The organism is Salmonella sp. 3C, assembly GCF_025426275.1.
GTDB lineage: Bacteria > Pseudomonadota > Gammaproteobacteria > Enterobacterales > Enterobacteriaceae > Salmonella > Salmonella enterica.
The window spans coordinates 617,942-644,563 of the sequence record NZ_CP104858.1 but is presented as its reverse complement, the minus strand read 5'-3'; the positions used below and the strand labels follow the sequence as shown (position 1 = coordinate 644,563).

20 protein-coding genes and 3 pseudogenes are annotated in these 26,622 nt (G+C 49.6%); 10 read left to right on the top strand and 13 right to left on the bottom strand.

The genetic code is table 11. The annotated features are described in order from the left end of the window. Positions 1-133 precede the first annotated feature (133 nt). The 3 genes from tctD (at position 134) to N7E69_RS02950 (ending at position 3,356) form a co-directional block, all read left to right on the top strand. On the top strand, positions 134-808 hold the full coding sequence (tctD, locus tag N7E69_RS02960; protein ID WP_001237934.1) for a transcriptional regulator TctD: 675 nt from the start codon (positions 134-136) through the stop codon (positions 806-808). Next, a complete protein-coding gene (locus tag N7E69_RS02955; RefSeq protein ID WP_000872348.1) occupies positions 795-2,210 on the top strand; it encodes a sensor histidine kinase in 1,416 nt (471 codons plus the stop codon). The genes tctD and N7E69_RS02955 overlap by 14 nt, the downstream gene beginning before the upstream one ends. A gap of 132 nt (positions 2,211-2,342) precedes the next feature. Further along, positions 2,343-3,356 carry a HoxN/HupN/NixA family nickel/cobalt transporter gene (locus tag N7E69_RS02950; protein ID WP_001752451.1) on the top strand — a complete coding sequence of 338 codons (1,014 nt, stop codon included), beginning with the start codon at positions 2,343-2,345 and terminating at the stop codon, positions 3,354-3,356. A 721-nt stretch (positions 3,357-4,077) separates the two neighbouring features. Here the strand turns inward: N7E69_RS02950 and N7E69_RS02945 are convergent. Further along, positions 4,078-4,974, bottom strand: coding sequence for an antimicrobial resistance protein Mig-14 (locus N7E69_RS02945; protein ID WP_000701510.1), 897 nt, complete (start codon positions 4,972-4,974; stop codon positions 4,078-4,080). Positions 4,975-5,267: 293 nt separating this feature from the next. Next, on the bottom strand, positions 5,268-6,197 hold the full coding sequence (locus tag N7E69_RS02940; protein WP_000178740.1) for a VirK family antimicrobial peptide resistance protein: 930 nt from the start codon (positions 6,195-6,197) through the stop codon (positions 5,268-5,270). 518 nt (positions 6,198-6,715) lie between these two features. On the opposite strand from N7E69_RS02940, the gene pipB2 reads away from it, so the two are divergent. The 3 genes from pipB2 (at position 6,716) to N7E69_RS02925 (ending at position 10,981) form a co-directional block, all read left to right on the top strand. Beyond that, positions 6,716-7,768 carry an SPI-2 type III secretion system effector PipB2 gene (gene pipB2 / locus N7E69_RS02935; protein WP_001675481.1) on the top strand — a complete coding sequence of 351 codons (1,053 nt, stop codon included), beginning with the start codon at positions 6,716-6,718 and terminating at the stop codon, positions 7,766-7,768. Between the two features lie 174 nt (positions 7,769-7,942). Further along, positions 7,943-8,275 (top strand): hypothetical protein, encoded by a 333-nt coding sequence (locus N7E69_RS02930; RefSeq protein ID WP_077906643.1) that lies wholly within the window; start codon positions 7,943-7,945, stop codon positions 8,273-8,275. A 531-nt stretch (positions 8,276-8,806) separates the two neighbouring features. Continuing rightward, positions 8,807-10,981, top strand: a complete 2,175-nt coding sequence (locus N7E69_RS02925) for a TonB-dependent siderophore receptor (RefSeq protein WP_001675482.1) — start codon at positions 8,807-8,809, stop codon at positions 10,979-10,981. A 41-nt stretch (positions 10,982-11,022) separates the two neighbouring features. Here the strand turns inward: N7E69_RS02925 and N7E69_RS02920 are convergent, their stop codons facing one another. From N7E69_RS02920 to tnpA, 5 genes and pseudogenes are all read right to left on the bottom strand, one after another. Further along, a complete protein-coding gene (locus tag N7E69_RS02920; RefSeq protein ID WP_000274364.1) occupies positions 11,023-11,952 on the bottom strand; it encodes an alpha/beta hydrolase in 930 nt (309 codons plus the stop codon). A gap of 31 nt (positions 11,953-11,983) precedes the next feature. Further along, a complete protein-coding gene (locus tag N7E69_RS02915) occupies positions 11,984-13,228 on the bottom strand; it encodes an esterase family protein (protein WP_001239935.1) in 1,245 nt (414 codons plus the stop codon). A 109-nt stretch (positions 13,229-13,337) separates the two neighbouring features. After that, complete coding sequence (iroC, locus tag N7E69_RS02910) at positions 13,338-16,994, bottom strand: salmochelin/enterobactin export ABC transporter IroC (RefSeq protein ID WP_001111816.1); 3,657 nt, start codon at positions 16,992-16,994, stop codon at positions 13,338-13,340. An 80-nt stretch (positions 16,995-17,074) separates the two neighbouring features. After that, on the bottom strand, positions 17,075-18,190 hold the full coding sequence (gene iroB / locus N7E69_RS02905) for a salmochelin biosynthesis C-glycosyltransferase IroB (RefSeq protein WP_001221120.1): 1,116 nt from the start codon (positions 18,188-18,190) through the stop codon (positions 17,075-17,077). Between the two features lie 625 nt (positions 18,191-18,815). Next, positions 18,816-19,196, bottom strand: a pseudogene (tnpA, locus tag N7E69_RS02900) (IS200/IS605-like element IS200F family transposase); the annotation flags it as partial. Positions 19,197-19,274: 78 nt separating this feature from the next. Here tnpA and N7E69_RS02895 point away from each other — a divergent pair. After that, positions 19,275-20,386, top strand: a protein-coding gene (locus tag N7E69_RS02895) for an IS3-like element IS1351 family transposase (RefSeq protein WP_089113803.1) whose coding sequence is annotated in 2 segments (ribosomal slippage) — positions 19,275-19,536 and positions 19,536-20,386 — 1,113 coding nt in all. Because the reading frame shifts where the segments join, the coding sequence is not laid out codon by codon here. A 15-nt stretch (positions 20,387-20,401) separates the two neighbouring features. On the opposite strand, the pseudogene N7E69_RS02890 reads toward N7E69_RS02895, so the two are convergent. From N7E69_RS02890 to N7E69_RS02870, 5 genes and pseudogenes are all read right to left on the bottom strand, one after another. Further along, positions 20,402-20,485, bottom strand: a pseudogene (locus tag N7E69_RS02890) (IS200/IS605 family transposase); the annotation flags it as partial. Between the two features lie 696 nt (positions 20,486-21,181). Continuing rightward, positions 21,182-21,985 carry a DUF3800 domain-containing protein gene (locus N7E69_RS02885; protein WP_000445376.1) on the bottom strand — a complete coding sequence of 268 codons (804 nt, stop codon included), beginning with the start codon at positions 21,983-21,985 and terminating at the stop codon, positions 21,182-21,184. A 398-nt stretch (positions 21,986-22,383) separates the two neighbouring features. Beyond that, on the bottom strand, positions 22,384-22,977 hold the full coding sequence (locus tag N7E69_RS02880; protein WP_001142974.1) for a hypothetical protein: 594 nt from the start codon (positions 22,975-22,977) through the stop codon (positions 22,384-22,386). Between the two features lie 259 nt (positions 22,978-23,236). Then, a complete protein-coding gene (locus N7E69_RS02875; protein ID WP_001574821.1) occupies positions 23,237-24,262 on the bottom strand; it encodes a site-specific integrase in 1,026 nt (341 codons plus the stop codon). A gap of 3 nt (positions 24,263-24,265) precedes the next feature. Continuing rightward, complete coding sequence (locus N7E69_RS02870; RefSeq protein ID WP_000052559.1) at positions 24,266-24,898, bottom strand: helix-turn-helix domain-containing protein; 633 nt, start codon at positions 24,896-24,898, stop codon at positions 24,266-24,268. Between the two features lie 116 nt (positions 24,899-25,014). Between N7E69_RS02870 and N7E69_RS02865 the strand changes: the two genes are divergently transcribed. The 3 genes and pseudogenes from N7E69_RS02865 to N7E69_RS02855 all read left to right on the top strand — a co-directional run bounded on the left by N7E69_RS02865 (position 25,015) and on the right by N7E69_RS02855 (position 26,041). Beyond that, positions 25,015-25,254 (top strand): hypothetical protein, encoded by a 240-nt coding sequence (locus N7E69_RS02865; RefSeq protein WP_000102104.1) that lies wholly within the window; start codon positions 25,015-25,017, stop codon positions 25,252-25,254. A 35-nt stretch (positions 25,255-25,289) separates the two neighbouring features. Further along, positions 25,290-25,800, top strand: a pseudogene (locus tag N7E69_RS02860) (phage regulatory CII family protein). A 7-nt stretch (positions 25,801-25,807) separates the two neighbouring features. Next, on the top strand, positions 25,808-26,041 hold the full coding sequence (locus N7E69_RS02855; protein ID WP_000957775.1) for a phage filamentation protein Fil family protein: 234 nt from the start codon (positions 25,808-25,810) through the stop codon (positions 26,039-26,041). Here the strand turns inward: N7E69_RS02855 and N7E69_RS02850 are convergent. Beyond that, positions 25,989-26,447 (bottom strand): hypothetical protein, encoded by a 459-nt coding sequence (locus tag N7E69_RS02850; RefSeq protein WP_000166366.1) that lies wholly within the window; start codon positions 26,445-26,447, stop codon positions 25,989-25,991. The genes N7E69_RS02855 and N7E69_RS02850 overlap by 53 nt on opposite strands. Positions 26,448-26,622 lie beyond the last annotated feature (175 nt).

Here is a 26,622-nt window from a genome sequence, read left to right as displayed (position 1 = left end):
TCCGGATTTTTCAGGTTCGGAAGAAGATTTTTGTGATTATGTGAGCCGACATGTAGCAGTTCGGTTGCGTGATTGTTAAAACAATAACCTTTCAATTCCCTTTCAATGCGGCAGAAACTTTACAGGATGTGATATGCGTCTCTTATTGGCGGAAGATAACCGTGAGCTGGCTCACTGGCTGGAGAAAGCGCTGGTGCAAAACGGCTTTGCCGTGGACTGCGTATTTGACGGCCTGGCGGCTGACCATCTTCTGCACAGTGAAATGTACGCGCTGGCGGTGCTGGATATCAATATGCCGGGAATGGATGGACTGGAGGTGGTGCAACGGCTGCGTAAACGCGGTCAGACCTTGCCCGTTTTGCTGCTCACGGCGCGAAGCGCGGTGGCGGATCGTGTAAAAGGTCTCAACGTCGGCGCCGATGACTATCTGCCGAAACCCTTTGAACTGGAAGAGCTGGATGCCCGTTTACGGGCCTTGCTGCGACGCAGCGCTGGGCAGGTTCATGAAGTTCAGCAACTGGGGGAATTGATCTTTCATGATGAAGGGTATTTTCTGTTACAGGGACAGCCGTTAGCGCTGACGCCGCGTGAGCAGGCGCTCTTAACCGTATTGATGTACCGACGAACGCGGCCGGTTTCGCGTCAGCAGCTTTTTGAACAGGTGTTCAGCCTGAACGATGAGGTAAGCCCTGAAAGCATCGAACTTTATATTCATCGACTGCGTAAAAAACTCCAGGGAAGCGATGTACGAATTACGACGCTGCGCGGCCTGGGTTATGTGCTGGAGCGCGGCGATGAAGTGGGTTAAGCCGCAATCGTTGTACCTGCAACTCTTACTGTTCCTGGGGTTGCCGCTGATTCTGCTATGGGGGCTGTCGGCGTTTAACAGCTATGTCAATGCGCTACAGGCCGCCACTCAGGCTTATGATCGTACGTTGCTCTCCTCGGCGCGAACGGTATCGGAACGGCTGGTGGTGCGCAATAACCATCTGGAAGTTAACGTGCCCTGGGTGGTGCTGGATAGCTTCGAGCTTAATATGAATGATCGACTCTATTACAAAGTCGTCGACCCTTCCGGAAAGGTCATTTCCGGTTATGACGATCTGCCCGTCATGCCGCCCGCTACGCCCCGTACCCGGCTTTATCCGGCGCTGGCGTGGTTCTATCATACCGAGTATCGCGGCGAGGCGATCCGCGTGGCGCGTTTGCTACAGCCGGTCAACGAAGGCGGCATTATCGGCATGGCGGAGATTTATGTCGCAGAGACGCTGCAGTCCCGTCGTTATCTGGCGGGCCAACTGCTGTTCTCTTCCTGGATCTCACAGGGGCTGCTGGTGTTGCTGACCCTGGTGCTGGTTGGCTGGTTATTACGCCGGATCCTGCGCCCTATGCGTCAACTTTCGTCATTAATGGTACGCCGCGAACCGGGTCTGTTAACGCCGCTGCCGGAACTGCTGCCGTGGTCGGAAACACGCTTGTTAATCGTGGCGTTTAATCGCTACATTGACAGGCTCCGCGGCATTCTCTCCCGGCAGGAACGCTTTAGTGCCGATGCTTCTCACCAGTTAAAAACGCCGCTGGCGGTGTTAAAAACGCAGGCGGCGGTGGCGTTAGCCAGCCAGCACCCTCATCATTGGTACGAAAGTCTGCAGGCGATGAGCGTAACGCTGGATAGTACCATTCAGCTCACGGAAAGATTGTTGCAACTTTCTGCGGTAAAGCATAAAGAGCAGGGCGAGCGGCGCTTTTCCCCGGTGAATCTGTACGATATCGTACAGAGCGGCTGCTTTACCCGCCTGGCGCAGGCGCGGAGTAAACATATCGACCTGGGCTACGAAGGCGAACAGGAAGCGATGTGGATCGAGGGGGATGAGGTACTGCTTAGCGAGCTATGCGGAAACTTGCTGGATAATGCGCTGAAATACACGCCTGAGCAAGGTATCGTCACCGCGCGGCTTGAACGGGATGGCGATGCCGTGACGCTGGTTGTCGAAGATAGCGGCCCCGGCATTGATGATGAACACATCCATCTGGCGCTACAGCCGTTCCACCGGCTCGATAACGTAGGAAATGTGGCCGGGGCGGGCATTGGTCTGGCTTTGGTCAATGATATTGCACGCCTGCACCGTACTCATCCCCATTTTTCCCGTAGTGAAGCGTTGGGAGGGTTATACGTTCGGATACGCTTTTTAAGCCTTGTTCCGCAGTAATGCGCACAAATGTGTCAGCGGTAAAGCACGTTTACAAAAAGTCGCATCTTGAGGTGTGACGTTTTAATCAAATAATCATACATTCCCCCTACAAACCGTAGCGTTAATTAAAAATATAGTGGGTGCAGGGGCATGAATAATCATACTAAACGACGGGGAATAGCATTAACCGTCTTTCTTGTCGGGGTTAACATCCTGGCCTGGATTTGGGCGTTCTGTGTTTTTCATCACCATGCAGTCATGCTAAGTGCAGCCATACTGGCGTATAGCTTTGGGCTGCGTCATGCGGTTGATGCCGATCATATCGCAGCCATCGATACCGTCCCCCGTAAACTGATGCAGCAGGGTAAAACGCCTTTAGGCGTGGGGGCGTTTTTTTCATTGGGTCATTCGACCATTGTCGTTCTGGCATGTCTGGCGATTGTTGTGACGTCGATGGCATTTCGCGATCGTATTGATGTTTTGCATCAATATGGTTCGTTGATTGGTACGGCTGTTTCCGCTTTTTTTCTGCTGGCGATGGCCCTGCTTAACCTGTTTATTTTGTTCAACGTCTGGCGGCAATTTCGCTCGGTTACCCGCGGCGAGTCAGTGAGGGCGCATGACGAGGCCATACCTGGCGGGCTGATGACGCGTATATTTCAGCGTACGTTTCGTTTGGTCACTTCCAGTTGGCATATGTATTTTGTCGGTTTTCTGTTTGGTCTGGGATTTGATACCGCAACCGAGGTTGGGTTGCTGGGCATTTCCGCTTCAGCAGCCAACCAGGGGCTATCTCTCTGGTCAATGATGATTTTTCCTGTGCTGTTTACCGCCGGGATGGCGCTGGTAGATTCCCTGGATAACTTTGTCATGGTCGGCGCTTACGGTTGGGCTTTCTCGCATCCATTACGCAAGCTTTATTATAATATGACCATTACCGCCGCATCCGTCATTGTCGCGCTGGCGATTGGCGGGCTTGAGGCGCTGGGGTTGATTGATGATGCGTTACAGTTAAGCGGAACATTTTGGCAGACCGTCAGCACGCTTAACGATCATATGGGGAATGTGGGCTTCTGGGTAGTGGGTGCTTTTGTGCTATTCTGGCTGCTCTCGTTGTTGAATTATCGCTGGCGCGGCTATGATAAAATCACCCTCAATACCTGATTGATTTCTTTAAAAATAGCATTTCGGCAGTGGTGTCATATCATTGCCGAAGCATTTTATCTCCTGAGAGTATATTCTTCCCGGTAAGTGCGTTATTTTTCATGCTTGCCTTTCGTTATCAATTTAAGCAATCCGATATAACATACAATACCAAAAATAATAATAACAGTTGTATACCCAAGAATCAGCCAGTCTGCATGTGTCATAATATAATCCAGTTATCAGGTATCCCGTGTTAAGGCGATCTTTAAGCCTGTTGTCAGCAAGAACCACTGTACCCGTTCAGTGCTGTTGGCAATAACGTATTGTTTATGCACAAGAGCGTTGTTACAAATAACGTATACATTGAGCATAGACCTCACCCACATTTTTGTAATGCCATAAAGCAAGGCTACACCTTTAATCTACTGACGGTATGCCAGGCCAGAAGAGATAAAAGGGTAGTTGTCATCATCATCTGTTCCTGACGCCAGGTTAATGACACACACATATGAAAATGTATAACCGCTGCACGCTTTTTAGCACGTTATCTGTAACATACTGTGTTAATCAATTCCGTAAAACCGAGTGTAGTGTAAGTGAATTTCGAGTAATTGTCATTATGATTATATGGTGGTTAACTTATTTTTCAAATTATGATTAAACTTTCGTTTTTTATCAGTTCATCAGGACTTATGAAAAATCTGGACGTAAAAAACATATTTACGTCCAGGCTTTCTTTTTAGCAAATCGATTTTCCGGTAAAATAGGGGGTCGACCACATGCGCTTATATTCCCATTCAGGCTTTAGTATGCCGATGGAAAAAAGCAATTTTTTTTGTCTTTCCTGGCAGTAATGTCTGGCACGGTTAATATTTAGCCACATTAGTATGCTGCCGGGACTGAGTGGTCTGAACTCATTTTTAATTGCACCATTAGATACGTCAAAGTAGACGTTCATCTGGCTTTCAGATTTCAATACGATATCAAATGCACAGGGTATCCCTTCAATATAAAGAATATGCCCAAACAGAAGGTGATGCAGTTGACTAAAAAAGTTGGCAAGGTTATCAGCGGGATAGCAGGATGAAGTATTGCCGAAACGAGACCGAAATAACTCGATAAAAATATGAGTCAGTTCATCAGAAGAACAATCAGCAACGCTTTTTACACTTCCGCCTTTTTTAAGAAATCGCTGATATTCATTACGGCGTGTTTTTTCAAACTTAGAAGAGAACGTTTCTTTGACCAGACAATTTTGTTTCTTTCTGGCGAGTTTCCATATGGCATTGCGTATTTGTGGCTGATGCAACGCCGAAAGTCGGTTAGTACGATCGGGTAAGAAGCAGCGTAAATCTGGTGCCATTGGAATAAGTATCTCATCTGACGATAGCGGGAAGGTTCTGCGCGTCAGGATGCCAATATTCTGATCATTACAGATAAAGTAGGCGCCTTTAATCTTATCATCTTCTTTATAGTGGAAGAATTTAAAATGCCAGTTATGGCGCTTCATAAAATAATCAACAATATCTGGGTGCATATTGATACTACCGCCGTATTGCGTAAACACCTCCCGGTATAGGGTAAAGGAAGACGGCTGCCAGCGGGTTAATATACGCTTAACTTCTTGTATTTTCACCAAAACTCCTGACTTGGTTTACTGAAAATTCTATTTTGTATTATTTTTTTGCTTAACCAAATAAAAATGTGACAAATGTTTAGCTTGTATTTAATGGTTAACATGCTAATCGATGGCGTTATGGTGAAGGGAATAAGATTAAGATGTTGATCATAGCATGAGTGAAAGCGACGGTTAAATGCCGCGCTATTCACTCGCAAGCCATTCTGTATTTAACCATCCAGTAGCGATACAGATTTCAAAGAGATCCGCTGAACGGTAGCAGGATCTGCACATCCGCGTATGAAATAGTTCTACCGGGAGAGGCTGTTAACCTCTTGTATTATTGTATCCAGAATATGATAGCGTTTCCGATACTCTGCGCGTTTTTTGCTGGGGATACTTTCAGGCGCTTTACGCATCACCTGTGATGGCAGATGATATAAGGCACCTTTCTTAACGCCGTTTAGCGACTCCCAGAATTCACTATAGCTGGCCACAAAAGTTTTTTTCTTCTGGAATAAGTACCTGAGTTGACGATAAACATGGTTGTTTTCACTTACCGCATAAATCTCGTCGACATTACAGGCCTGCATCAATGTTGCAAAAGCTTCATACAGCATCCGTTTAGGAAAGAGACCGTAACAATCTTTGGTGGCGTTACGTATGACTTGTGGGCCGACATGTTTACTGGGCCCTTGTAACCCGGCAACCAGCGCTATTTGCTTCCCTTCATGGCGGATAAAGGAAAATGATAAACGTGCCAACGGCGTATCATTGAAACACAGCGTTAATGTCAGCTCACCTTCTCTGTCATAGCCACAGGGACCGCAGTAGATATCTACCAGAGCGTCGTTTTTTCCTTCCAGGTGAGCGAGCAAGATTTGTTCCTCGGACAGGAGGATCTTTTTAATTTTACTTTCCGGAAAGGACTGAACGAACTGGTAGTGTTCCAGAATAGCTTTTGCCCGGCAACGTATGCTAAGCCCGGTATACAAATAGGGCCGCTGGATTTTTGCCGGCAACAGTGGACGATGAATAATCAGCGTTCTGGGCTGAGACAGATGGCATAATTCATTGAAGTATTTAATTGTCGTTACGGGGTTAATAAGGCAACGTAATACAAATTTATAGCGAAACTTACGCTCTCCCCAGCGTTTATGGCGATAAGGCGTCTGCGCCATGACTTCTTTTAACATTAATAATGGATTATATCTTTCCATATCACTTTGCTGCATCGTCATACTACGTCCCTACTACTCGATAGACTTATAACCGAGACGGTAGCCTGATTGAGTTAAACGTAAAGGCAACGAAGAAGGTCTGTACAGACGATGTTGTTAAACAGTTTATCAATGGCGGTAATAAAACGCCTGAACACGCTTTTTAATAGGTTTTCTGCTAATGAGTGGGATGAGTCCTGAACGTAGTATTAAAACGAATGCCGTGTTTATTATTTTAAATGATGTTATATACTCTAAATAATTCGAGTTGCAGGAAGGCGGCAAGCGAGCGAATCCCCAGGAGCTTACTAAAGTAAGTGACTGGGGTGAGGGAACGCGGCCGCAGCACATGCAACTTGAAGTATGACGAGTATAAGCCAATATATTTATTTGGCTGCTATTGTGTAAGCCAGACAGCAACGCGTCGTGATACGTTATTATGTAACCAGACGTAAAGGGGGTATTCACCTTATCTCTAAATGCAAATCTATATGATAAATTTTATCATGCACTGTGTTGCTGTCTCTGGGAGAAAATATATGGAGCGTTCACTCGATAGTCTGGCTGGTATGGCTAAATCTGCTTTTGGCGCGGGGACTTCTGCTGCTATGCGGCAAGCTACCTCGCCCAAAACCATTCTGGAATATATCATTAACTTTTTTACCTGTGGTGGGATACGTCGGAGAAATGAAACACAATATCAGGAATTGATAGAGACTATGGCTGAGACATTGAAAAGTACAATGCCTGACAGAGGTGCTCCGTTGCCAGAAAACATCATCCTGGATGATATGGATGGGTGTCGTGTCGAATTTAATCTTCCTGGTGAGAATAACGAAGCTGGACAAGTTATTGTACGAGTCAGTAAAGGCGACCATTCTGAGACAAGAGAAATTCCGCTTGCCTCTTTTGAAAAAATATGCCGAGCTTTACTATTCAGATGCGAATTTTCTCTCCCTCAGGATTCTGTAATATTAACTGCCCAGGGAGGCATGAATCTTAAAGGCGCTGTCCTTACCGGAGCAAATCTGACGTCAGAAAATTTATGTGACGCAGACTTAAGCGGCGCAAATTTAGAGGGGGCAGTGCTGTTTATGGCGGATTGTGAAGGTGCAAATTTTAAGGGCGCAAATCTATCGGGAACATCACTAGGCGACAGTAATTTCAAGAACGCCTGTCTGGAAGATAGCATTATGTGTGGCGCTACCCTCGATCACGCTAATCTTACTGGCGCCAATTTACAACACGCGAGTCTGTTAGGCTGTAGCATGATAGAATGTAATTGCTCCGGTGCAAATATGGATCACACTAATCTTTCAGGCGCAACCCTTATACGTGCTGATATGAGCGGTGCGACATTACAGGGTGCTACTATAATGGCTGCAATTATGGAAGACGCTGTCTTAACCCGGGCAAATCTGCGAAAGGCGAGTTTCATTTCTACGAACCTGGACGGGGCTGATTTGGCTGAGGCTAATTTAAACAATACCTGTTTTAAAGATTGTACACTAACCCATTTGCGTACCGAAGACGCCACAATGTCTACAAGTACACAAACACTCTTTAACGAATTTTATAGTGAAAATATTTAGCCCTTTTTGACGTAAACCTGAAATAAAAGCAATGTAAGAATAACAATCTGCTACTGAATAGTAGCTGAGAGTAAATTATTTACAGTATCTTTTATTATTACAGGAGTATGCGACGGTAAAAATATCTGAATAACCATTCCTATTTTCTCAAGTAGAACTTCCAACTAAAGCGAATTGTTTGAAAAGGAAAACGCTATGCCTGGATGTATAAGTGCCTGTTCGTGCGTTGTCAGCTCGACGCCTACCGATCCTAAGGCCCCCCCTAAGCCTAAGTGGATAGAGTTAAAAGGTTATTGTGTTACATGTACTAGTCAGGAGGATATTCGTCCACCTAAAGAGGGTGAACCAAAGCAAAAAATGACACCCAAGGATTTAGTGCTGTTACGCGGTCTTTTAAAAGACCTGGGGGTAACACAAAATCCCTGGCAAGACCCGACAGTAAAATCCACTAACAGTGGGTTGTCATTTTTCCCGGTAGATGCTGGAGAACGAGAAACCGATGTTTGATGGTTTTCTGTCTGCAAAGCGCCTGATAAATATTACCAGGCGCTTTGTATTTTGGCGCCAACATCACTTTCATCGTCATATATCGAATGACTACAATCGTATCCGATCCCGCCATTACCCTGACGGAAAGCCTCTGGCAAACTGTAAGAACGGTTCGCCGTCGGCAGGGAAGCGCCGATGGACTCTGAACCGCGCTATACCATTTTTCCTGGTTGTTTCTTGTCATTAACGCTTTGAAAAATAGTTTTATTTTATCTATTCCTGTTTTGTAAAACCTCCGCTCAGTAGGCGCATTCTGCCACCCTTCCCGGATTTATTGGCAAAGCGGAGCCCGGACAGAGAGTCATATTGCAAAATCCCGTTTCTGTTTTCTTATGACCAGATTTTTGCGGTCGAAAGATTGCCTTTTTCTTAATTGAATGATAATTATTATCATTAGCATATGATAATAATTACTATATAGCCGTAACCTGGCAAGGATGTGAGCTTGAGGGCAACAGCGCTACTTTAGACATTATTTAGGGAATGGGTATGAAAGTTAATAAGTTCCTCTGGTTAATAACCGTGGTTTCTACAGGGGTTAATAGTCCATTATCAGCAGCAGAATCTACAGACGACAACGGCGAAACGATGGTGGTTGAATCCACTGCCGAGCAAGTATTAAAGCAACAGCCGGGCGTTTCGATTATTACTCGTGACGATATTCAGAAGAATCCTCCCGTTAACGATCTTGCCGATATTATTCGTAAGATGCCTGGGGTTAATCTTACCGGCAATAGCGCCTCGGGGACGCGCGGAAATAACCGACAAATTGATATTCGTGGTATGGGGCCGGAAAATACCTTAGTGCTGATTGACGGCGTGCCGGTGACGTCACGAAATTCGGTTCGCTATAGCTGGCGCGGAGAACGCGACACCCGTGGCGATACGAACTGGGTACCGCCGGAGATGGTAGAACGTATTGAAGTGATCCGTGGGCCCGCCGCCGCGCGCTATGGCTCCGGTGCCGCTGGCGGGGTGGTGAATATCATCACCAAACGTCCGACTAACGACTGGCATGGTTCGCTGTCGCTCTATACCAACCAGCCGGAAAGCAGCAAAGAAGGTGACACCCGGCGGGGTAACTTTAGCCTTAGCGGCCCGTTGGCTGGAGATACGTTGACGATGCGTCTGTACGGTAATCTCAACAGAACCGATGCCGACAGCTGGGATATTAACTCCTCCGCCGGTACCAAGAATGCCGCCGGACGGGAGGGGGTCACCAATAAAGATATTAATAGCGTCTTCTCATGGAAAATGACCCCGCAGCAAATCCTTGATTTTGAAGCGGGATACAGTCGGCAGGGGAATATCTATGCCGGCGATACGCAAAACAGTACTTCGAACGCGGTTACTAAAAGTCTGGCGCAGTCCGGGCGGGAGACCAATCGCCTGTACCGGCAGAATTACGGTCTAACTCATAACGGCATCTGGGACTGGGGGCAAAGCCGCCTGGGGTTCTACTATGAAAAAACCGATAATACCCGCATGAATGAGGGACTCTCCGGCGGCGGCGAGGGGCGCATTACCAACGACCAGACGTTCACCACTAACCGCCTGATCTCGTATCGCACCAGCGGCGAGGTGAATGTCCCGGTGATATGGCTATTTGAGCAAACGCTCACCGTCGGCGCGGAGTGGAACCGCGATGAGCTGAACGATCCTTCCTCTACCAGTCTGACGGTTAAGGATAGCAATATCGCCGGGATTCCCGGTTCGGCGGCTAACCGTAGCAGCAAAAATAAATCGGAAATCAGTGCGCTGTACGTTGAAGATAATATCGAACCCATGGCCGGTACCAATATTATTCCGGGTCTGCGTTTTGACTATTTGAGCGAATCCGGGAGTAATTTTAGTCCCAGTCTTAACCTTTCCCAGGAGTTAGGTGAATACGTCAAGGTGAAAGCCGGTATTGCCCGGGCCTTTAAGGCACCGAACTTGTATCAAACCAGTGAGGGGTATTTACTCTATTCGAAAGGCAACGGTTGTCCAAAAGATATTACGTCAGGCGGCTGTTACCTGGTCGGTAATAAGAACCTCGATCCTGAAATTAGTATCAATAAAGAGATTGGGCTGGAATTTACCGTAGACGATTATCACGCAAGCGTAACGTATTTCCGTAACGATTATCAGAATAAGATTGTCGCAGGTGATCAGATTATTGGCAGAAGCGCATCTGGCGCTTATGTATTGCAGTGGCAGAACGGCGGTAAAGCGCTGATTGAAGGTATTGAAGCCAGCATGGCTGTTCCGCTGATGCCGGACCGTCTGAACTGGAATACCAATGCGACTTATATGATCACTTCTGAGCAAAAAGATACCGGTAATCCCTTATCGATAATCCCGAAATATACGGTGAATACCTTCCTCGACTGGACTATCACCAGCGCGCTCTCCGCTAACGTCAACTGGACGTTATACGGCAAGCAAAAACCGCGAACACATGCGGAGTCGCGTAGTGAAGAGACCAAAGGATTGTCCGGGAAAGCGCTGGGGGCTTACTCACTGGTCGGCGCTAACGTTAACTACGATATCAATAAGAACCTGCGTCTTAATGTCGGTATCAGCAATATCTTCGATAAACAGATCTATCGCTCCGCCGAAGGGGCAAATACCTATAACGAACCGGGTCGGGCTTATTATGCCGGTGTGACGGCCTCGTTTTGATGGATTATGCCCGTCGCTGGCGGGCATATTCTGGCGGCGGGTTAATGACAGCGTGGTTTTTGGCTTGCCGGTTCGCGACTGATATCCAGCAATGCACTGCGAAAAGAGGCGTTAAACATGGGCCCGTGGCCCAGGCCCGGGTAATGCTGCAGGGCCGCGTTAACGCCGTTGTTCTCAAGCGTTCTCACGGTCTCCTGAACTTTTTGCAGGAGCTCGGCCATCTGGCGTTGCCTGCTATCCCCATTCGACGCTGAACCTTCCATTATGATGAGTTTTTTATGGCAGAACGGCGACGGCTTCACTGCCGTAAGGCGATTCAACAGGGCAAAGTTATCCCTGCTGAGTGACGGGCTGGCGCTGTAATAGATATGAAAGAAGGATGATGACAGCCAGGAGTCTAAAACGAACAGGCCGCCATAAGAATGTCCCCATACCCCGCGCCGTTCGGGGTTGATGGTTATTCCTTGTTCCACCTGCGGCGCGATATGTCTCTCCAGTAGCTGGCGGAACGCTGGCCCGCCGCCGGTCTTACGATGAAAACGCGGGTTATTTTCACTGCCTTCGATTCCCGGCGCCGGCGTATAGTCATAAGCTCTGCCGTTAAGATCAAACGGCAGGTTAGTCTGATAGCCAATCGCCACAATCACCGGCGGCGAGTGGTCTGCCAGCTGTTTGAGCAGCGTCTCCGGCAGTCTGTCCATCACTGCGTTGCCGTCCAGCATATATAAGACAGGATAACCCGACGGCGGGGCGGCTTTATTGGGAATAGCGGTCCATACCCGGTAATGTCTTGCGCCATCGGCAGATTGAAAGTCATTGACCCTAAAATGGTAATATCCCGAACCTTTATCAGCAATATTCGGTCCTAATGGCTGCATATCCGGCTGCGCATAACTCAGCGCGCTAAAACAAAAACTCACTAAAAATAGCGCCATGCGATAGCACTTGTTGTGGTACTGGCGACCATACATCGGATGTGATTCCTTTTTGGCAGGTGAAGTTTTATCGGGGCAGTAGACGTAATCCGTCAATCAGCGCGCCGCGCCACCAGGCATAATCGTGACCGCCGGTGTACACGCTGCAATGGCTTTCAACGCCGGCGGCGCGCAATTTTTCATGCAACTGTTTGACCTGCGGGACCGTCGAACCTTCCAGCGCTCCCACGCACAGATGCGTACGTACGGCTGGCGAGGGCGCGGATAACACATGTTCGCTGACCCATGAGCGCTCTTCTGCGCTGAAATGGGGCGGGCGATTGCGGTTGTCCGGCGTCCACCACATTGAGGGGGAGTGGCTCAGCACCAGGCCGAAGCTCTCTGGCGCGTGGCGGGCCGCCATCAGCGCGGTCACGCCGCCGAGGCTTTGCCCTGCCAGCACCGTTTGTGTACGGTCCGCCCACCGCCGTTCCGGGTAGTTGGCGCGAAGAGTTGGCAGCAGGCGTTCGGCAATGTCGAGCACCAGCTCGCGGCGACCGCCGAGGATTGCGACGCGTTCACGCGCGTTGATGTTATCAATGCCGAGTACGGCCACCGGCGCGATGCGTCCGCTGCGGATGGCGGCGTCAATGGCGGCGCTTACCCCAAGATGGTCGAACCAGATCTCGCCATCCGTGAGTACCAGCAAGCCCAGCGGTTGTACGACAGGAACGTCAGGAAGATACAGCCGCACACGGCGACATTGTCCGGCGAGCCGATGCTCTGAGGTGAAAAGCTGCCCGGCGTAAGCGCGACAGCCTGACCACTCCTCCTGTGCCGGGGCATGATCCAGCGCCAGAACGGACTCCTGCGCATTGCCCCGAACATTTATTCCCGGCGTGCTGTTCAGCGGGTCCGCCTTCCCGACAAGGGAGGCGAAACGGCTTCCAAGCTGCAACACCGTCTCGTCCGGGGTTTCCGGTGGTATTTCGACCATCGTATAGGAACCGCAGTAGGACGCCGGTAAGCGAAGCGTCAGATGCCAGATATCCGTTGTGGGCAGTTGCGTCATCATACCTTTCGCCACGTTATCTTTATCGGTGACACGGTTCAGGCGAACATAAACCCCCCGCAGAGGAGAGGCGGCACGCCACAGGAAGGTGACTTCCCGTTCATCGTCTGCGCCGTTAATGGCTGTCACCAGCGGCAGTGCGAGCGAGTTTGCTTCTCGCCAGAAGTGAGAAGCGTCAACCTGGCTTCCGGCGGCGAGTTGGCGGCGAAGGCGCGTAGCGGTCTGTATAGCGACAGGAGCGACGGGCGGGCTCAGTCTCATTCTTTGTATTCCATCTCATTTATATTTCGGTCAGTACTAATAGCTAAAGCGGCTGTTACAGGAACAGCCGCTTGCGGGCTTTCTTTTGCGTAAATCGTGGCGATAAAAACTATCCTATGACCTCTCCTTGCGTATCGCGTGTCTGGCCGATGCTGTCCCGCCACAGACGAGCATACAGGCCATGAGTCGCTATCAACTGCTCATGGCTGCCATATTCAGCGATACATCCTTTATCGATTACGACAATAACATCGCAACGGCGAGCGGTGGTCAGCCGGTGCGCGACGATAAGCGCGATGCGTTTCTCGGTATGCGTCACCCTGGTAAGCGAGGTCATTAAGCGCTCCTCGGCGCTACGGTCGATACGCGCTGTCGCCTCGTCGAGCAGCAGAATATGCGCCTGCGCCAGGTGGGCGCGGGCGAGGGCAATCAACTGACGCTGGCCCGCGGACAGATCCGTGCCGCCGTTATTGACCGGAGTACGGAACCCCAGCGGCAGATGTTGCACAGTTTCAAAGAGTCCCGCCTGTCGCGCCGCGATCTCCACCTCCGTGTCGCTGCTGTCTGGCAGCGAATAGCGGATATTTTCGGCAATATCGCCGCTAAATAATGCGACATCCTGAGTGACCAGCCCCGTCTGGCGACGATAATCACTAAGCGACGCGGCATCAATTAGGCGCTCACCGACACGGATTTGCCCGCTGCCGGGAGAGTAGAGCCCGGCCAGCAGCTTGATCAGCGTCGATTTGCCGGCGCCGCTACGTCCGACCACCGCGACCACCGTTCCTGGCGGAATGGTGAGCGAGAGATTATCAAGCACAGGTTGCGTTTTTTCGGGATAGCGGAATGTCAATGCCTCCAGACGTAGCGCGCCGCCAGTGCCAGGCGTTATGGAGGACGGTTCAATATTCTCCGTTTCCTCAGTCGCCAATAGCGCATTGATATGTTTGCCGCTGGCGGTCGCCTGCTGCCAGGAATCAACAATGCCTGACAACTGCTGTACCGGGCCATAAAATTGTCCCAGTAGCAGGAAGAACGCCGCCAGTATCCCGGGCGTCATTTCGCCTCCGGCGACCCGGGTAGCCCCGATTAAAAGCACGGCGGCATAGGCGGCCTCGGTGCAGAGGGTCAGGAACGGAAAATAGACAGCAAGGTATTTTTGCGCCCGCACGCGGGTGGCGCGGAAGTTGTCTGATAACGCCCGTAGCCTGGCGGCTTCCTGCTTCTGTTGACCGTGTGACTGCACTACCCGCATACCGGAGACCTTTTCCTGAAGCGTACTGTTCACCTTACCAATTTCCAGCCGTGCCTGGGCGTAGGCAGGCGAGCTCAAACGGCGGTAAATCCACGTCGCCAGTATCACTACAGGTACGGCGCTTAATGCCGTTAACGCAAGAATGGGGTCAAGCCAGAACATTGCCGCGGCGATAGCGACCATCGTCACGATGCTGGTGGCCGCGCTGGCAAGACCGTTTTGCAGAAATCGGGCGAGTGAATCAACGTCGACGGTCATGCGAGTAAGACGCGAGTCGATGTGCTTCTCGTGCCAGGGAAGACTCAGGCGTAGCAGGTGGCTGAAGCTGCGTAAGCGTACCGTATGCTGTACCGACTCTGCCGCGCGGGCGGCGAAGATCGTTTGCAGCGCATAGCAGCACCAACCGATCGCTACCAGACACAGCGCGAGCAGAGCGCATATGCCAATAGTCGACATATCCCCTGCGGCAACGCCTGAGTCAATACCGCGCTGCAAAAGCACCAGCACGCCAACGCCTGCGGCGGAATCAAGCGCGATAAGCAGGGCGGCGATGACGAACATCCAGGCTACTGGCGTCAGCAGCGATGAGACTTGACGCCCGTGGCCTGCCAGCGCCATCTGTACGGCGCGTTCCGGAACGCGCGTCATCCGGTCGACAAAACCTTTTCCGGCGGGTGTCTGGCGCTCATGCGCGTCGTCGGATTTTGCCGCCTGCGTTGTTGGCCATAGCGTCCGTTGTTCTGCCGGGGCAAGGGCGAGAAAATCACCCTCGCCGCTCATCAGCGAGCGAAACGTCGGACACCTTGCATCCAGCTCCGCCTGGGTACCGATATCCACGACGCGGCCTTTATCCAGCACGACGATCCGATCGGCTAACTGCAGCGTTGAACGGCGGCGTGCAATCACCAGCAGCATATGCTCATTATCGGCATAACGACCAAGAGCCGTGTTAATTTCCGCTTCAGTACCGGCATCGACCGCCGAGGTTGTGTCATCGAGAATCAGCAGTTCCGGCGCGGTAATCAGTGCCCGGGCTAGCGCAATACGCTGGCGTTGGCCGCCGGAGAGGTTGCTTCCGCGTTCGGCCAGTCGGGTGTTGAACCCCTGCGGTAGCGCATTGATGAACCCGCTGGCGCCTGCGGCATCGGCGGCGCGTCGAATGTCGTCCTGAGTCGCTTGCGGGTGCCCATAGGCGATGTTTTCCGCCACCGTACCGGCAAACAGAAACGCGTCTTCAAACACTACGCCAACGCGACGACGAAGCGCCGTCAGTTTCAGGTCGCGAATATTCTGTTGACCCGTAGTGGTGTTGAGCCACACCCCGCCGGAGGTGGGATCGTAAAAGCGCGCCAGCAACATCAGCAACGTTGATTTCCCGGAGCCGGAGGCGCCAACCACTGCCACGGTTTCACCGGCGTGAATGGAAAACGAGATCTCATTGAGGATACGGTTACCGTTGTCGTAGTGGAAACTCATCTTCTCCACGTCCAGCCCGATAATCTGACCTTCAACCGACTCAGTACCGTCTTCCATGCGAGAACGCGTGTCGATAAGCGCGAAGACGCGCTCCACCGACGCCTGTGTGCGCTGTGCGATAACCAAAAACGATGCCAGTACGCGGGTAGGGCCGGTCAGCATAGCGAGAAAACTCGCGAACGCAACGAAGGTTCCCAGATCGATGCGCCCATTCATTACCGACCAGCCGCCATAGCACAGCAGGACGATTTGCCCTATCACCGGTAGCGCCAGCATGGTTGCGCCCGGCATCGCCTGTGAGATAGCGGCGCCGATGCGTACCCGCACCATCTGCCGCGACTGACCATCGAGCCAACGCGTTTCGCGTAACTCCGCCACGCAGGACTTCACCACTGAGATCTGTTCCAATACTTCGCGCATATGTTCCGTCATGTGCGCCAGCCGGTCTGAGGCAAGCCCCGTTTGTGCGAAAACACGGCGACGGGCGCGCAGGGCGGTAATAGCAAGGGCGGCCAGTACGCAAATCACGATAAGCGTCATGGATGGCGACATCCATAGCATCACCGCGATACCGGCCACATAGTAAGTGAGCACCGCCAGCGGCACCGGACACATCTGTAGCAAGGTGTGTACCTGTTGAAGATCGCTGTTGGTACGCGAAATGACCTGCCCGGTACGCAAGGCGTCCTGGCCTGCGCCGTCCAGTTTTTGAATACTGTCGAACGCACGGCTACGTAACGTATGCTGAACCCACAGCGAGAGTTCCCCGGCATAGCCGCGGCGCACGTAATTCCCGATAAAATCAAAAAGGGCAATTAACAGCAGGCCGCAGGCAAGTAACGGCAGGTGGGTCGTATCGCCTGCTATCGCGTCATTGACGGCCTGACGCGTTATTAGCGGCGTCAGCGCAGCCAGTAAAATGGTCGATACTGATGCTACGATGACAATGATGCTCAGTGTTTTACGTTCCCAACACACGCGGGCAAGGCGAACTATCCAGGCACGAGCGGGCATGGGGGAATGAGTCGCGGGCATTAAGCCTCCTTATCGGTGAAAGATGAGATATGGCGACACACGCTGGGTTCAGCCGCCATATTGTCATTGCGCTGCCGCGGTTAGCCGTGTTGCAGCATGGCGATCAGTTTTTTTGCCACCTCGGTCGGGCAAGGCTGGGCCGCCATTTCCGCCGCGACCTCCTGCGACGCCTCGCGAAGCGCGCGATTACCGAGGAAGGTATTGATCATGCTGCTCGTAAGCCCGCTCTTACCGGGAATAATGCCGCATCCGCGCTCGACCACGGCGCGGGCATTGACGGGTCTGTCGGCACCCTGGCCAAAGACTATCTGCGGAATGCCAGCATGTAGCGCCGTCAGGGTGTTGCCTGCGCCGCCATGGTGGATAAAACCGTCGGCGCCGTTAAGGAAAACGCCCATCGGAAGCCAGTCGACCAGACGGACATTCGACGGCAGCGAACGTAAATCCGAGCGGGCGTTTGCCGGAAGATGCAGGATGATTTCGGCATCTACTTCGCCGGCAGAATCCATTACCCAGGAAATCAGATCCAGGCCATCCACCATCGGTTTGACGGTGCCGAGGCTAACCAGAAGACGCTTGCGATCAGGTGTACGTTCCCACCATTCTTCCCAGACGGCGCCGCCGTTATACGGGACGTATTGCATGGAGATAACCGGCTCTCCGTCATTTTGCAGTATGCTCATGCTGGGCGGTGTGACGTCTATCCACGCCAGATCTCTTGGTGGCGCGCTGACCCCATGGCGGCGGTAGGCGTTAGAAAGTGATTTCGTCACGCCTTTGATGTGCCAGGGAGTATGACCGAAGCCGACGGTTTGCATCACTACCGGAATGTCATACTTAGCGGCAATCAGTGGTCCAACGACCCCAAGGGGAGGGTAGACGATGAGATCTGGTCGCCACTGCCCGACGAACGCGACCAGCGGGTCAGTCATCTCTTCGCTGAAGAATGAGAAGTTCCCCATTTTTGTTCCAATGTTATTTTCTTTTCGTAATGCCTCCTGACGGCGATAACCCGCTTCCGAATCGAAACCAGGCGCAGCGTCAAATACCACCAACCCAGCTTCGGCTGCTTTCTGTGCAAATTTTCCACCGCTTGCAATCAGCACTTCATGGCCATTAACACGAAACGCTTGCGCCAGGGACAGCACAGGGTATAGCAGTCCATACAGTGGTGGACCGACAAACAGAATACGCATGAGAAATCCTCTCTCTCCACGTCATAAATCGAACAAGTCATTAATGAGAATGATAATAATTACCAATATCATTTGAAAAATGCAATAACAAATACGACCCTTGATCATGTGATGATTTTTTTCATAAAAATCGGGGAAGGGGAGAGCGTTAAGCGGTGAAGTTTGGTTTCAGGCTTATTTACGCGCGTATGGTCGCACAGGCAAAGCGCCAGGATTGGGGAACTGGATTCGCATACCAGACGCCCGTGGATTATTAATGATAACTTCGCAAATAACCTTTCAGACAATGAGGTAAACGTACCGACAGCAAGGTAACGGGAAACGTAGGGAGTAGTATTGATAACACGTTGCGGGGCAATTTAATGGTGTCCGGCGGCAGATCGTGTTCTGTGCAGACTTTCCGTGCAGTGATGTGACGGACGCCTCTTCCTAAAGTAGTCAGTGCCATACTTTTAATGACTGCATTAATCCTGGCGTTAAATCCTTTAATTTGGTGGACGTAAAGTGGACATAGACAATAAATATCCTCCGGCATAGCCGGAGGTTTTTCTGATGCGCCTGTAAGGCTCTCTTACCAGCCGCGCCCTAACAGGCGCATACGATCTGACATTTGCATCAAACTTCGTTACTTACGGCCCGTAAACGGGCTGCCCGGATAAGGGATCGATAATTGCTCACCCATTTTATCCTCTTCAAGCTGGTGCTTTATGTAGTCCTGTATCTTCGCCGTGTTCTTACCCACCGTATCGACATAGTACCCTCTGCACCAGAACTCCCTGTTCCTGTATTTGAATTTTAGATCCCCAAACTGCTCGTAAAGCATCAGACTACTTTTACCCTTCAGATATCCCATGAAACTCGACACACTCATCTTCGGCGGGATCTCCAGAAGCATGTGAATATGATCTGCACAACATTCTGCTTCCAGAATTCGTACGTTTTTCCATTCACACAATTTTCTTAATATGCTGCCTACTGCCCTACGCTTCTCTCCATAGAACGCTTTGTAAGTATCCCGCATAATCGTGCCATTCACATTTAGAGATCATCCGGCATAATCAATCTGCCAACGAAGGAGATCGCTATGCGTAAAGCCCGTTTTACTGAGCATCAGATCATCACTGTGATTAAGTCGGTTGAAGCTGGACGAACCGTTAAAGATGTCTGCCGGGAGGCCGGTATCTCTGAGGCCACCTACTATAACTGGAAGTCCAGATACGGCGGCATGGAACCTTCTGATATTAAAAAGATAAAAGATCTTGAGGACGAGAACCGACGCCTCAAACAGATGTTTGCCGACCTGAGCCTTGAGAACCGGGCGCTGAAAGACGTTATCGAAAAAAAGCTTTAAAACCAGCCTTTAAGCGTGAGCTGGTCACTCATCTGATAACGGCATTCGGACTCAGTATCCGTCAGGCCTGCCGGAGCCTGAACCTGAGCAGAACGGTTTATCATTACCGTCCGGATAACACACGTGACGAACCCGTTATTACCGCACTGCAGGCGGCAGCTGAACGGTATCCACGATACGGTTTTCCGAAGCTTTTTCAGGTTCTGCGGCGGCAGGGATACATGTGGAATCACAAAAGGATCCACCGTATTTATTGTCTGCTGAAGCTGAATTTTCGCCGTAAGGGCAAACAACGGCTGCCGGTGCGTAACCCTTCGCCACTGGCCACGCCGGAAGCGTTGAACCAGAGCTGGTCTGTTGATTTTATGCATGATGCCCTGGTCTGTGGGCGTCGTTTTCGCACGTTCAATGTCGTTGATGACTTTAACCGTGAGGCGTTGTCGATTGAAATAGATCGGAATCTGCCAGCCCCACGAGTGGTCCGGGTGCTTGACAGGATCGCGGCAAACCGTGGCTATCCGGCCATGCTTCGCATGGATAACGGCCCAGAATTTATCTCTCTGGCACTGACTGAATGGGCAGAGAAACATGCCGTAAAACTGGTGTTTATCCAGCCGGGTAAGCCGACACAAAATGCTTTCATTGAGCGTTTTAACAGGACATATCGCACAGAAATACTCGATTTTTATCTGTTCAGAACGCTGAATGAAGTACGTGAAATCACGGAAAAATGGTTATCAGAATATAACTGTGAACGCCCGTATGAATCGCTGAACAATATGACACCGGAGGAATACCGACAGCACCATTATTTGGCCGGGAACTCAAAAAATGTATGGAACTAAAACGGGTCTATTTACAGCTTGTCTTCGGTATTTGGGCGCGAAAACTATGTGATATTTACAGTTCCATCGGGTGTGCGCTAAGCTCTTTTCGTCCCCCATTGGGACCCCCTTTTGATTTCTTGTTGAACTTTTGCAGTTGCCAGAGCGCAAGATGTTTTAACAAATCAAAAGGGGTTTTAATAACTGGCTTAAAGCTGAAAGCTTTCCGGAACCCCCAGCCTAGCTGGGGGTTTTCCATAGACAACAAAAAGGGGCTACGTTTTCACGTTGCCCCTTGTTTTATTTGCTGGCGTCCTTGTAATTGGTGGGGGAGGTGGTTGAGTTTGTTGGGGATTTTTATTTTTTGCGCGAAGGCGCAAAAGAGTGGCGATGGTGTTGATATGGAAGGGGTTTTGTATATTTTTTGATTTTTAAGTTGATTATTGAGAGGCGGGGTTTTGCGTGTTGACTAACTGTCCTGAATGGCAGTTAAAGTGTTGTCGCTTCCTTTTAGTCCGTCTTGTGGCAAGGCCAAGAGAGGACGTTTCACAACTCTACTTAGATAGCTAAAATTAGGGCACATTTATAGGTCAATAGTTTTTAGGTTGAGATAGATAAGATAGATAAGTTGTATCTTGTTAAATTATGATTTTCTTAAGGATTTGTTGAAGTCATATTGGTTACGGGGTATGCTACTTATAACGAGTTTAAGATTTTGGGGATCTAGAGGCGGCCCCCCGAAAGTTGATACCGCCTAGTTGGTAACTTCGTCGAATGACTGGGACTCCAACCGTGCCGGCTGAGAGGTCGGATCTACTATTTTCGTGTGTTGGGAAGGGCGTAAGTGAGCTTAACTTCTTGGGTGACAATATCCCTTGGTCCTTTTGACCTGTCGAAGAAAAACCAAATATTGAATTTACGTTCTGTTGGCCAAGTATCATGCATCAGTGAGTCCCATCCCAAGTAGGATGCAACATTGTTTGCGACGGCTAGCTTTGCCTCAGAAGTTGCTTTACCTTGATAAGCGCACATGACCGCACCTAGCAAAAAATCTGCTATCTGAATATGTTCTGACGCCTTTGAGTCTTTACTTACTACGCTTTTGATAATATCTTTGCGCCCAAACCTACGTGCCAAAGTGTGGTTGGTGATTACATGGAATTCCTCATCAGCTTTTTTGTAGCGGGATGGTAATGGATCTACTTCAACACGAAACTCACACTCTCTGTCGGGGTGGGCTTTGATGACATTGCCAATTTTAGTCTCTATTAGCTTGCCAAAATGCTTACGCATTGCAAGATCATAGTCGCCACCGTGGAAAGATTTTTCTACCTTCGACTTTTCCACGACTATGCAATGAAAAGCTAGCCAAGGGTGTTTGAAGAAGGTCTCGATTAAATCCTGATAGAATGCAGCGTTACGCTTGGAATGAGCTTTCTGCCATTTAATTTCATCGCTACAGTTATGTTTCTCACGAAGTTCGCGGACAATACGCGCAAAATCGCCACGCCTCTGGTATTTCATCCATAAGCTACCAAATCCATAAAATCGCTGACCATCTATCCCTGATTCATCGCAGGCGACATGCCAAATCAGCTTTCCAGGATCGTTCGATTCCATGTTTACCCTTCATGAATGGATATTAGACGTAAGGTTATGATTTAACCACATTCTTAACGGGTTGATAAGGATAAGATTTGATTTCCATTGAGGATGGAGCCGTGTTGAAAGTGCTGGTGGGGTTTTGGCTAGCCAGAAACGCAAATCCGCGCACGGGTTTGTATGAGCTCCCGTGGAGTGTTTCATCGTCCTAGCAAGTATTGATCCGGATCGCTACGATTGCTACAGGTGCATGAAATCCACCACATTAAGAGGGCTGACGTGGAAGGAATATGAAAAACAATCTTATCAACGGCTCGGAAATGTCTAGATTATCCGTGGCGATTCAGCCAGCAGGCTTTGCCTGAAGTCTAAATTTATTTGGCTCACTAGTTTGCATAGCGGGCAGCTATGCAAAGCTAGGAGTCTGTTGCTGTTGCGGCTGACTCTATCCTATTTAGGGCTTCAAAAATGAGTTCGTCTAACCGATAAAGGCAATGGCTATAAGGTAGTTCAGTTATTGGGTGAATCCAACCTTGTTGTCTAAGGTAATTGATGGCCGAATTCGTATCTGAGTAGCCCTTGTGGCCCCTTCGTAGCTCATAGACAAAATATTTATAGCGGGGGGCTATGAGGGGCCATGCCAGTATGAAATTTTCAATAAACTTTTCTTGGATTCTCTTGATTTCCTTGCTCTCAATCTCTTGTTTGCGGGCGAGTTCTTTTCTTAATTTCCTCCTTTCTATGAATTTTTCGAGCTTGAGATACATCCAAGCTACTAGTTCAAAGGTTAGAGTTTCCGCAATAAGTGAAAACAAAATCGTTAGAGCAAAATGCGCTGCATAGGAATACCCCGGCAAGTCTTGTTCAGTTAGAGGCGCAATGTCCTTAAGTATTGGGAGTATAAAGCGGATAGAAAGGACAATTGCTACAGAGAGGAATCCATACCTAACAGCCGTCTTTGTCGAAATGGGTGAAGCCAGAATTTTCCACAAACTTTCAGGTGTTGGCATTTTTTATCCCTATCTGGTCACCTGATCTTAGGTGGACGCTAAGTGGACACTGGACATTAAAAAGGGGCTACGTTTTCACGTAACCCCTTGTTATATTTGGTGGAGCTGGCGGGAGTTGAACCCGCGTCCGAAATTCCTACATACCATTTTTAGTATAGTAAAAACAGTGTATTGCGTTTAAAAACAGCGAGTTAGTATTATTCAGTGTTCGTCCGTTTTACGCATTTTTAATGCCCTGCCGCCAAAATGCCGCCATAAATTAGCGTTTCCAATTGAGGTTGTGAAGCGGGTTTTTTGTCACTGCGTCTTCGAGGTGGTCAGGGGCAAAGTGAGCGTAAACCATCGTCATTTTTATATCTGCGTGGCCCAGAATATCGCGCAGTACCAGTATGTTTCCGCCGTTCATCATAAAGTGGCTGGCGAAGGTATGGCGCAGCACGTGGGTACATTGGCCTTCTGGTAGCTCAATACCAGCTCTTTTTACTGCACGCTCAAAAGCTTTTCTGCATGGCGTGAATAGCTTCCCTCTGTTTTTGGGGAGTTCTTCATACAGATCCTGAGATATTGGCACGGTACGGTTTTTCTTGCCCTTCGTCTTGGTATAAGTGATGCGGTATTTTGATAGCTGATGGCCCTGCAGGTTTTCAGCTTCACTCCATCGGGCGCCAGTTGCCAGGCATACTTTTGCAATCATCAGCAAACTGGGACTCTGAGAATCAGCACAGGCATCCAGTAGACGTTTAATTTCTTCCGGTGCCAGGAACGCCAGTTCGCCCTCTGCGATTTTGAATGTTGGTAGCCCAGCGAGCGGGTTGGGTGCTGACCAGTGGCCCAGCTTTTTCAGTGTGCCAAAAACAGATGATAGGTTACGTTGTTCAAGGTTTACCGTACGGGGCTTAACTGGCGACATAAGCACGCCATCTTCATTTTTTACTTCACCTTTTAACCGTGCTTCCCTGTATTTCGTAAAATCGCCTGCGGTTAACTCTGAGGCAATGGGATCGCCCAAGCCATTACAAATAATGCTGCGTTTTGCCATCAGGCGTTTGGGGTCTGCCAGCGTCTGCCCATAAAGTAAATGCCACTGATCAATCACTTCTGACAAATGCCGCCGATCTTCCTTCTCCCCCAGCCACGGTTTTTTGTTCACCTCATCCATGGTGTGGTTTTCGAATGCTATGGCCTCGCCTTTAGTCGCAAATTGCTTGCGTACACGTTTGCCATCCCGTCCGTTCGGGTAGCATTCACACAACCATTTTCCGTTAGGCTGTTTTCTGATGCTCATAAGTTAGAGGCTCTTGATTACTTTGACTGCACGCCCGATAGCTTCAATGTCGTCGACCGAGCATTCAAATGATGTTTCATCTTGGTGAACTACAATTTTGTTGCCTGGAATGCGAGCGATTTTGACGATGCTTTTAACTCCGTCCATATCGACTAACCAGAAGCCATTACTGACTTGTTTAACAGACGTATCCACAACAAAGCTATCAGTAGCTGTTTTTACAAATAAAGAGTTGGATGAGTCACCATCGAGCAGTCTGCTATCAAGAAGAATTTCATCACTTGGCTGCAGTTCACCGTTCTTCAGTTCAACATGTTTGATGCTAGGAGCAACAATTTTAGAAAGTGGTCTTACCGTGACGGAGGTTTCGTTTTTGAGATTTCTTTCTTCGTTCTCACACGCATACATATCTCCTTGTCCCGTAGCCAGCCATAGAAGGGAAATTCCTGTTTCAAGAGCGCATTGAATTACCCATTCAGCAGGGAAACTATCCCTTAAGTATCTGTTAGCCATAGTGCTTTTTGATACTTCCAGATGTTCGCAGAGCTGCTGTCGTGAGCTGAAATTGTAAGCCTTAATAAGCCTGTTAATCGCATCGCGCCCACCACTATCATTCCCCGCCTTGATTAAACTCATAATCAAACCTCTTGACGTATATAAAAAGTGATCTTAATATCCATTAATGGTTTGAAAAGCAAAACCAAACCACATAAAACAAGATAAAACGAACCCAAACTAAGAGATACTGCACTATGAGTACTGATATTTCAATTCGTGTACCAAAAGAGATGGCAACGCCTGCTGAGTTCGCGGAGTGGGAAGGTATCTCCCGTGGCTCTGTGTATCAAAAAATTCACCATGGTCAGCTTGCTAAGTACATGGTGAAGAAAGAAAAAAATAAAGGACGTGTAAGCCTGCGGTACCTGATGTACAAAACCGACCAGGTTCGTGAGTCTCTTGGTCATTCCAACTTCCGCGTCATTGTTGGTTAGTAAGTTCGATTATGAGAACTTTCTAAGGGGCTTGCATGTTTGATTATAAGATTTCCAAACATCCACACTTTGACGAAGCCTGCCGGGTTTTCGCGCTGCGTCACAACATGGCGAAGCTGGCAGAACGCGCGGGAATGAAAGTCCAGACGCTGCGTAACAAGCTGAACCCGGAACAACCGCATCAGCTCACGCCGTCGGAGATCTGGCTGCTTACCGATCTTACTGAGGACTCTACGCTCGTTGACGGTTTTTTGGCTCAGATTCACTGCCTGCCATGCGTACCGATGAACGAAGTGGCAAAAGAGAAGCTGCCACATTATGTCATGAGCGCTACTGCTGAAATCGGACGTATTGCTGCCGGTGCTGTATCGGGTGATGTGAAAACTACTGCAGGCCGCCGCGATGTTATCAGTAGCATCAAACTCTGTTACTCGCTTAATGGCACTGGCTGCCGTTTCCATACAGGCACGTTTGCAGGCTAACCCGGCGATGGCAAGCGCGGTGGATACCGTGACGGGCCTCGGCGCTTCATTCGGTCTGATCTGAGGTGGCTATGCTGACTAGAGAACCATCTTTTGCATCACTTCTCGTTAAGCAAAGCCCAGCAATGCACTACGGTCACGGCTGGATTTATTTACCTTGCGGAAAAAAGTGGCATCCATGTATTGAACTGTCTCCCCGGCAGCAGGCTGTCCGGGGAATAGGTAAAAAGAGATTGCTACAACGTCTAAGTTTTAACGTGGCAGGCATCCTGCAAACCAGGCGAAAAGCTTTTCCTGGAAGCTGAGCTTAGTGTCGTCAGACCGACCACATGCAATAGCTGCTCTTTTGTAGGCTGGATTTAACAAAGAACCGAAAGGTGCGGAATCAGAGTGATGCAGTGTTTTCAATTTTTGTGCAATCAGTTCCGGGGTCAATTCATCCCCAGCATAAAGCAATTCACCGTACTGACGGCTTTGTACGCTAGCACGCTCGGAAATAATTGCGGGTTGCCACACAAGTTGAATTGTTGCGATTACAACAACGGGCAAAGCGAATACCCATTCCAGCCCGGTATCGGCTATGACAGCAGTACCGCTAATAATCTGAATAGCAGTCATCAATTTGTCAGCCCTACCGTGAAGTGTCGCTGTCATAAGCTCAAGGTAATAGCAGTAATGCAACTGGAAATATTCGGAGCTTTGTTTAGTCATGCCGGATTCCTATTTTTTATCTTGCCCCGGTTCTGGCTTAGGTGCAGGGGCAGGACGAGGCAATACATGGAAGTTGTCAGAGTCTGACATCAGGTTTCTCCTTCGAGGGGTAGGTGATTGTTGGCGCAAATAGTCTACCACTAAGGCACGCGCCGGGCGTGTGAAAAAATTCCCG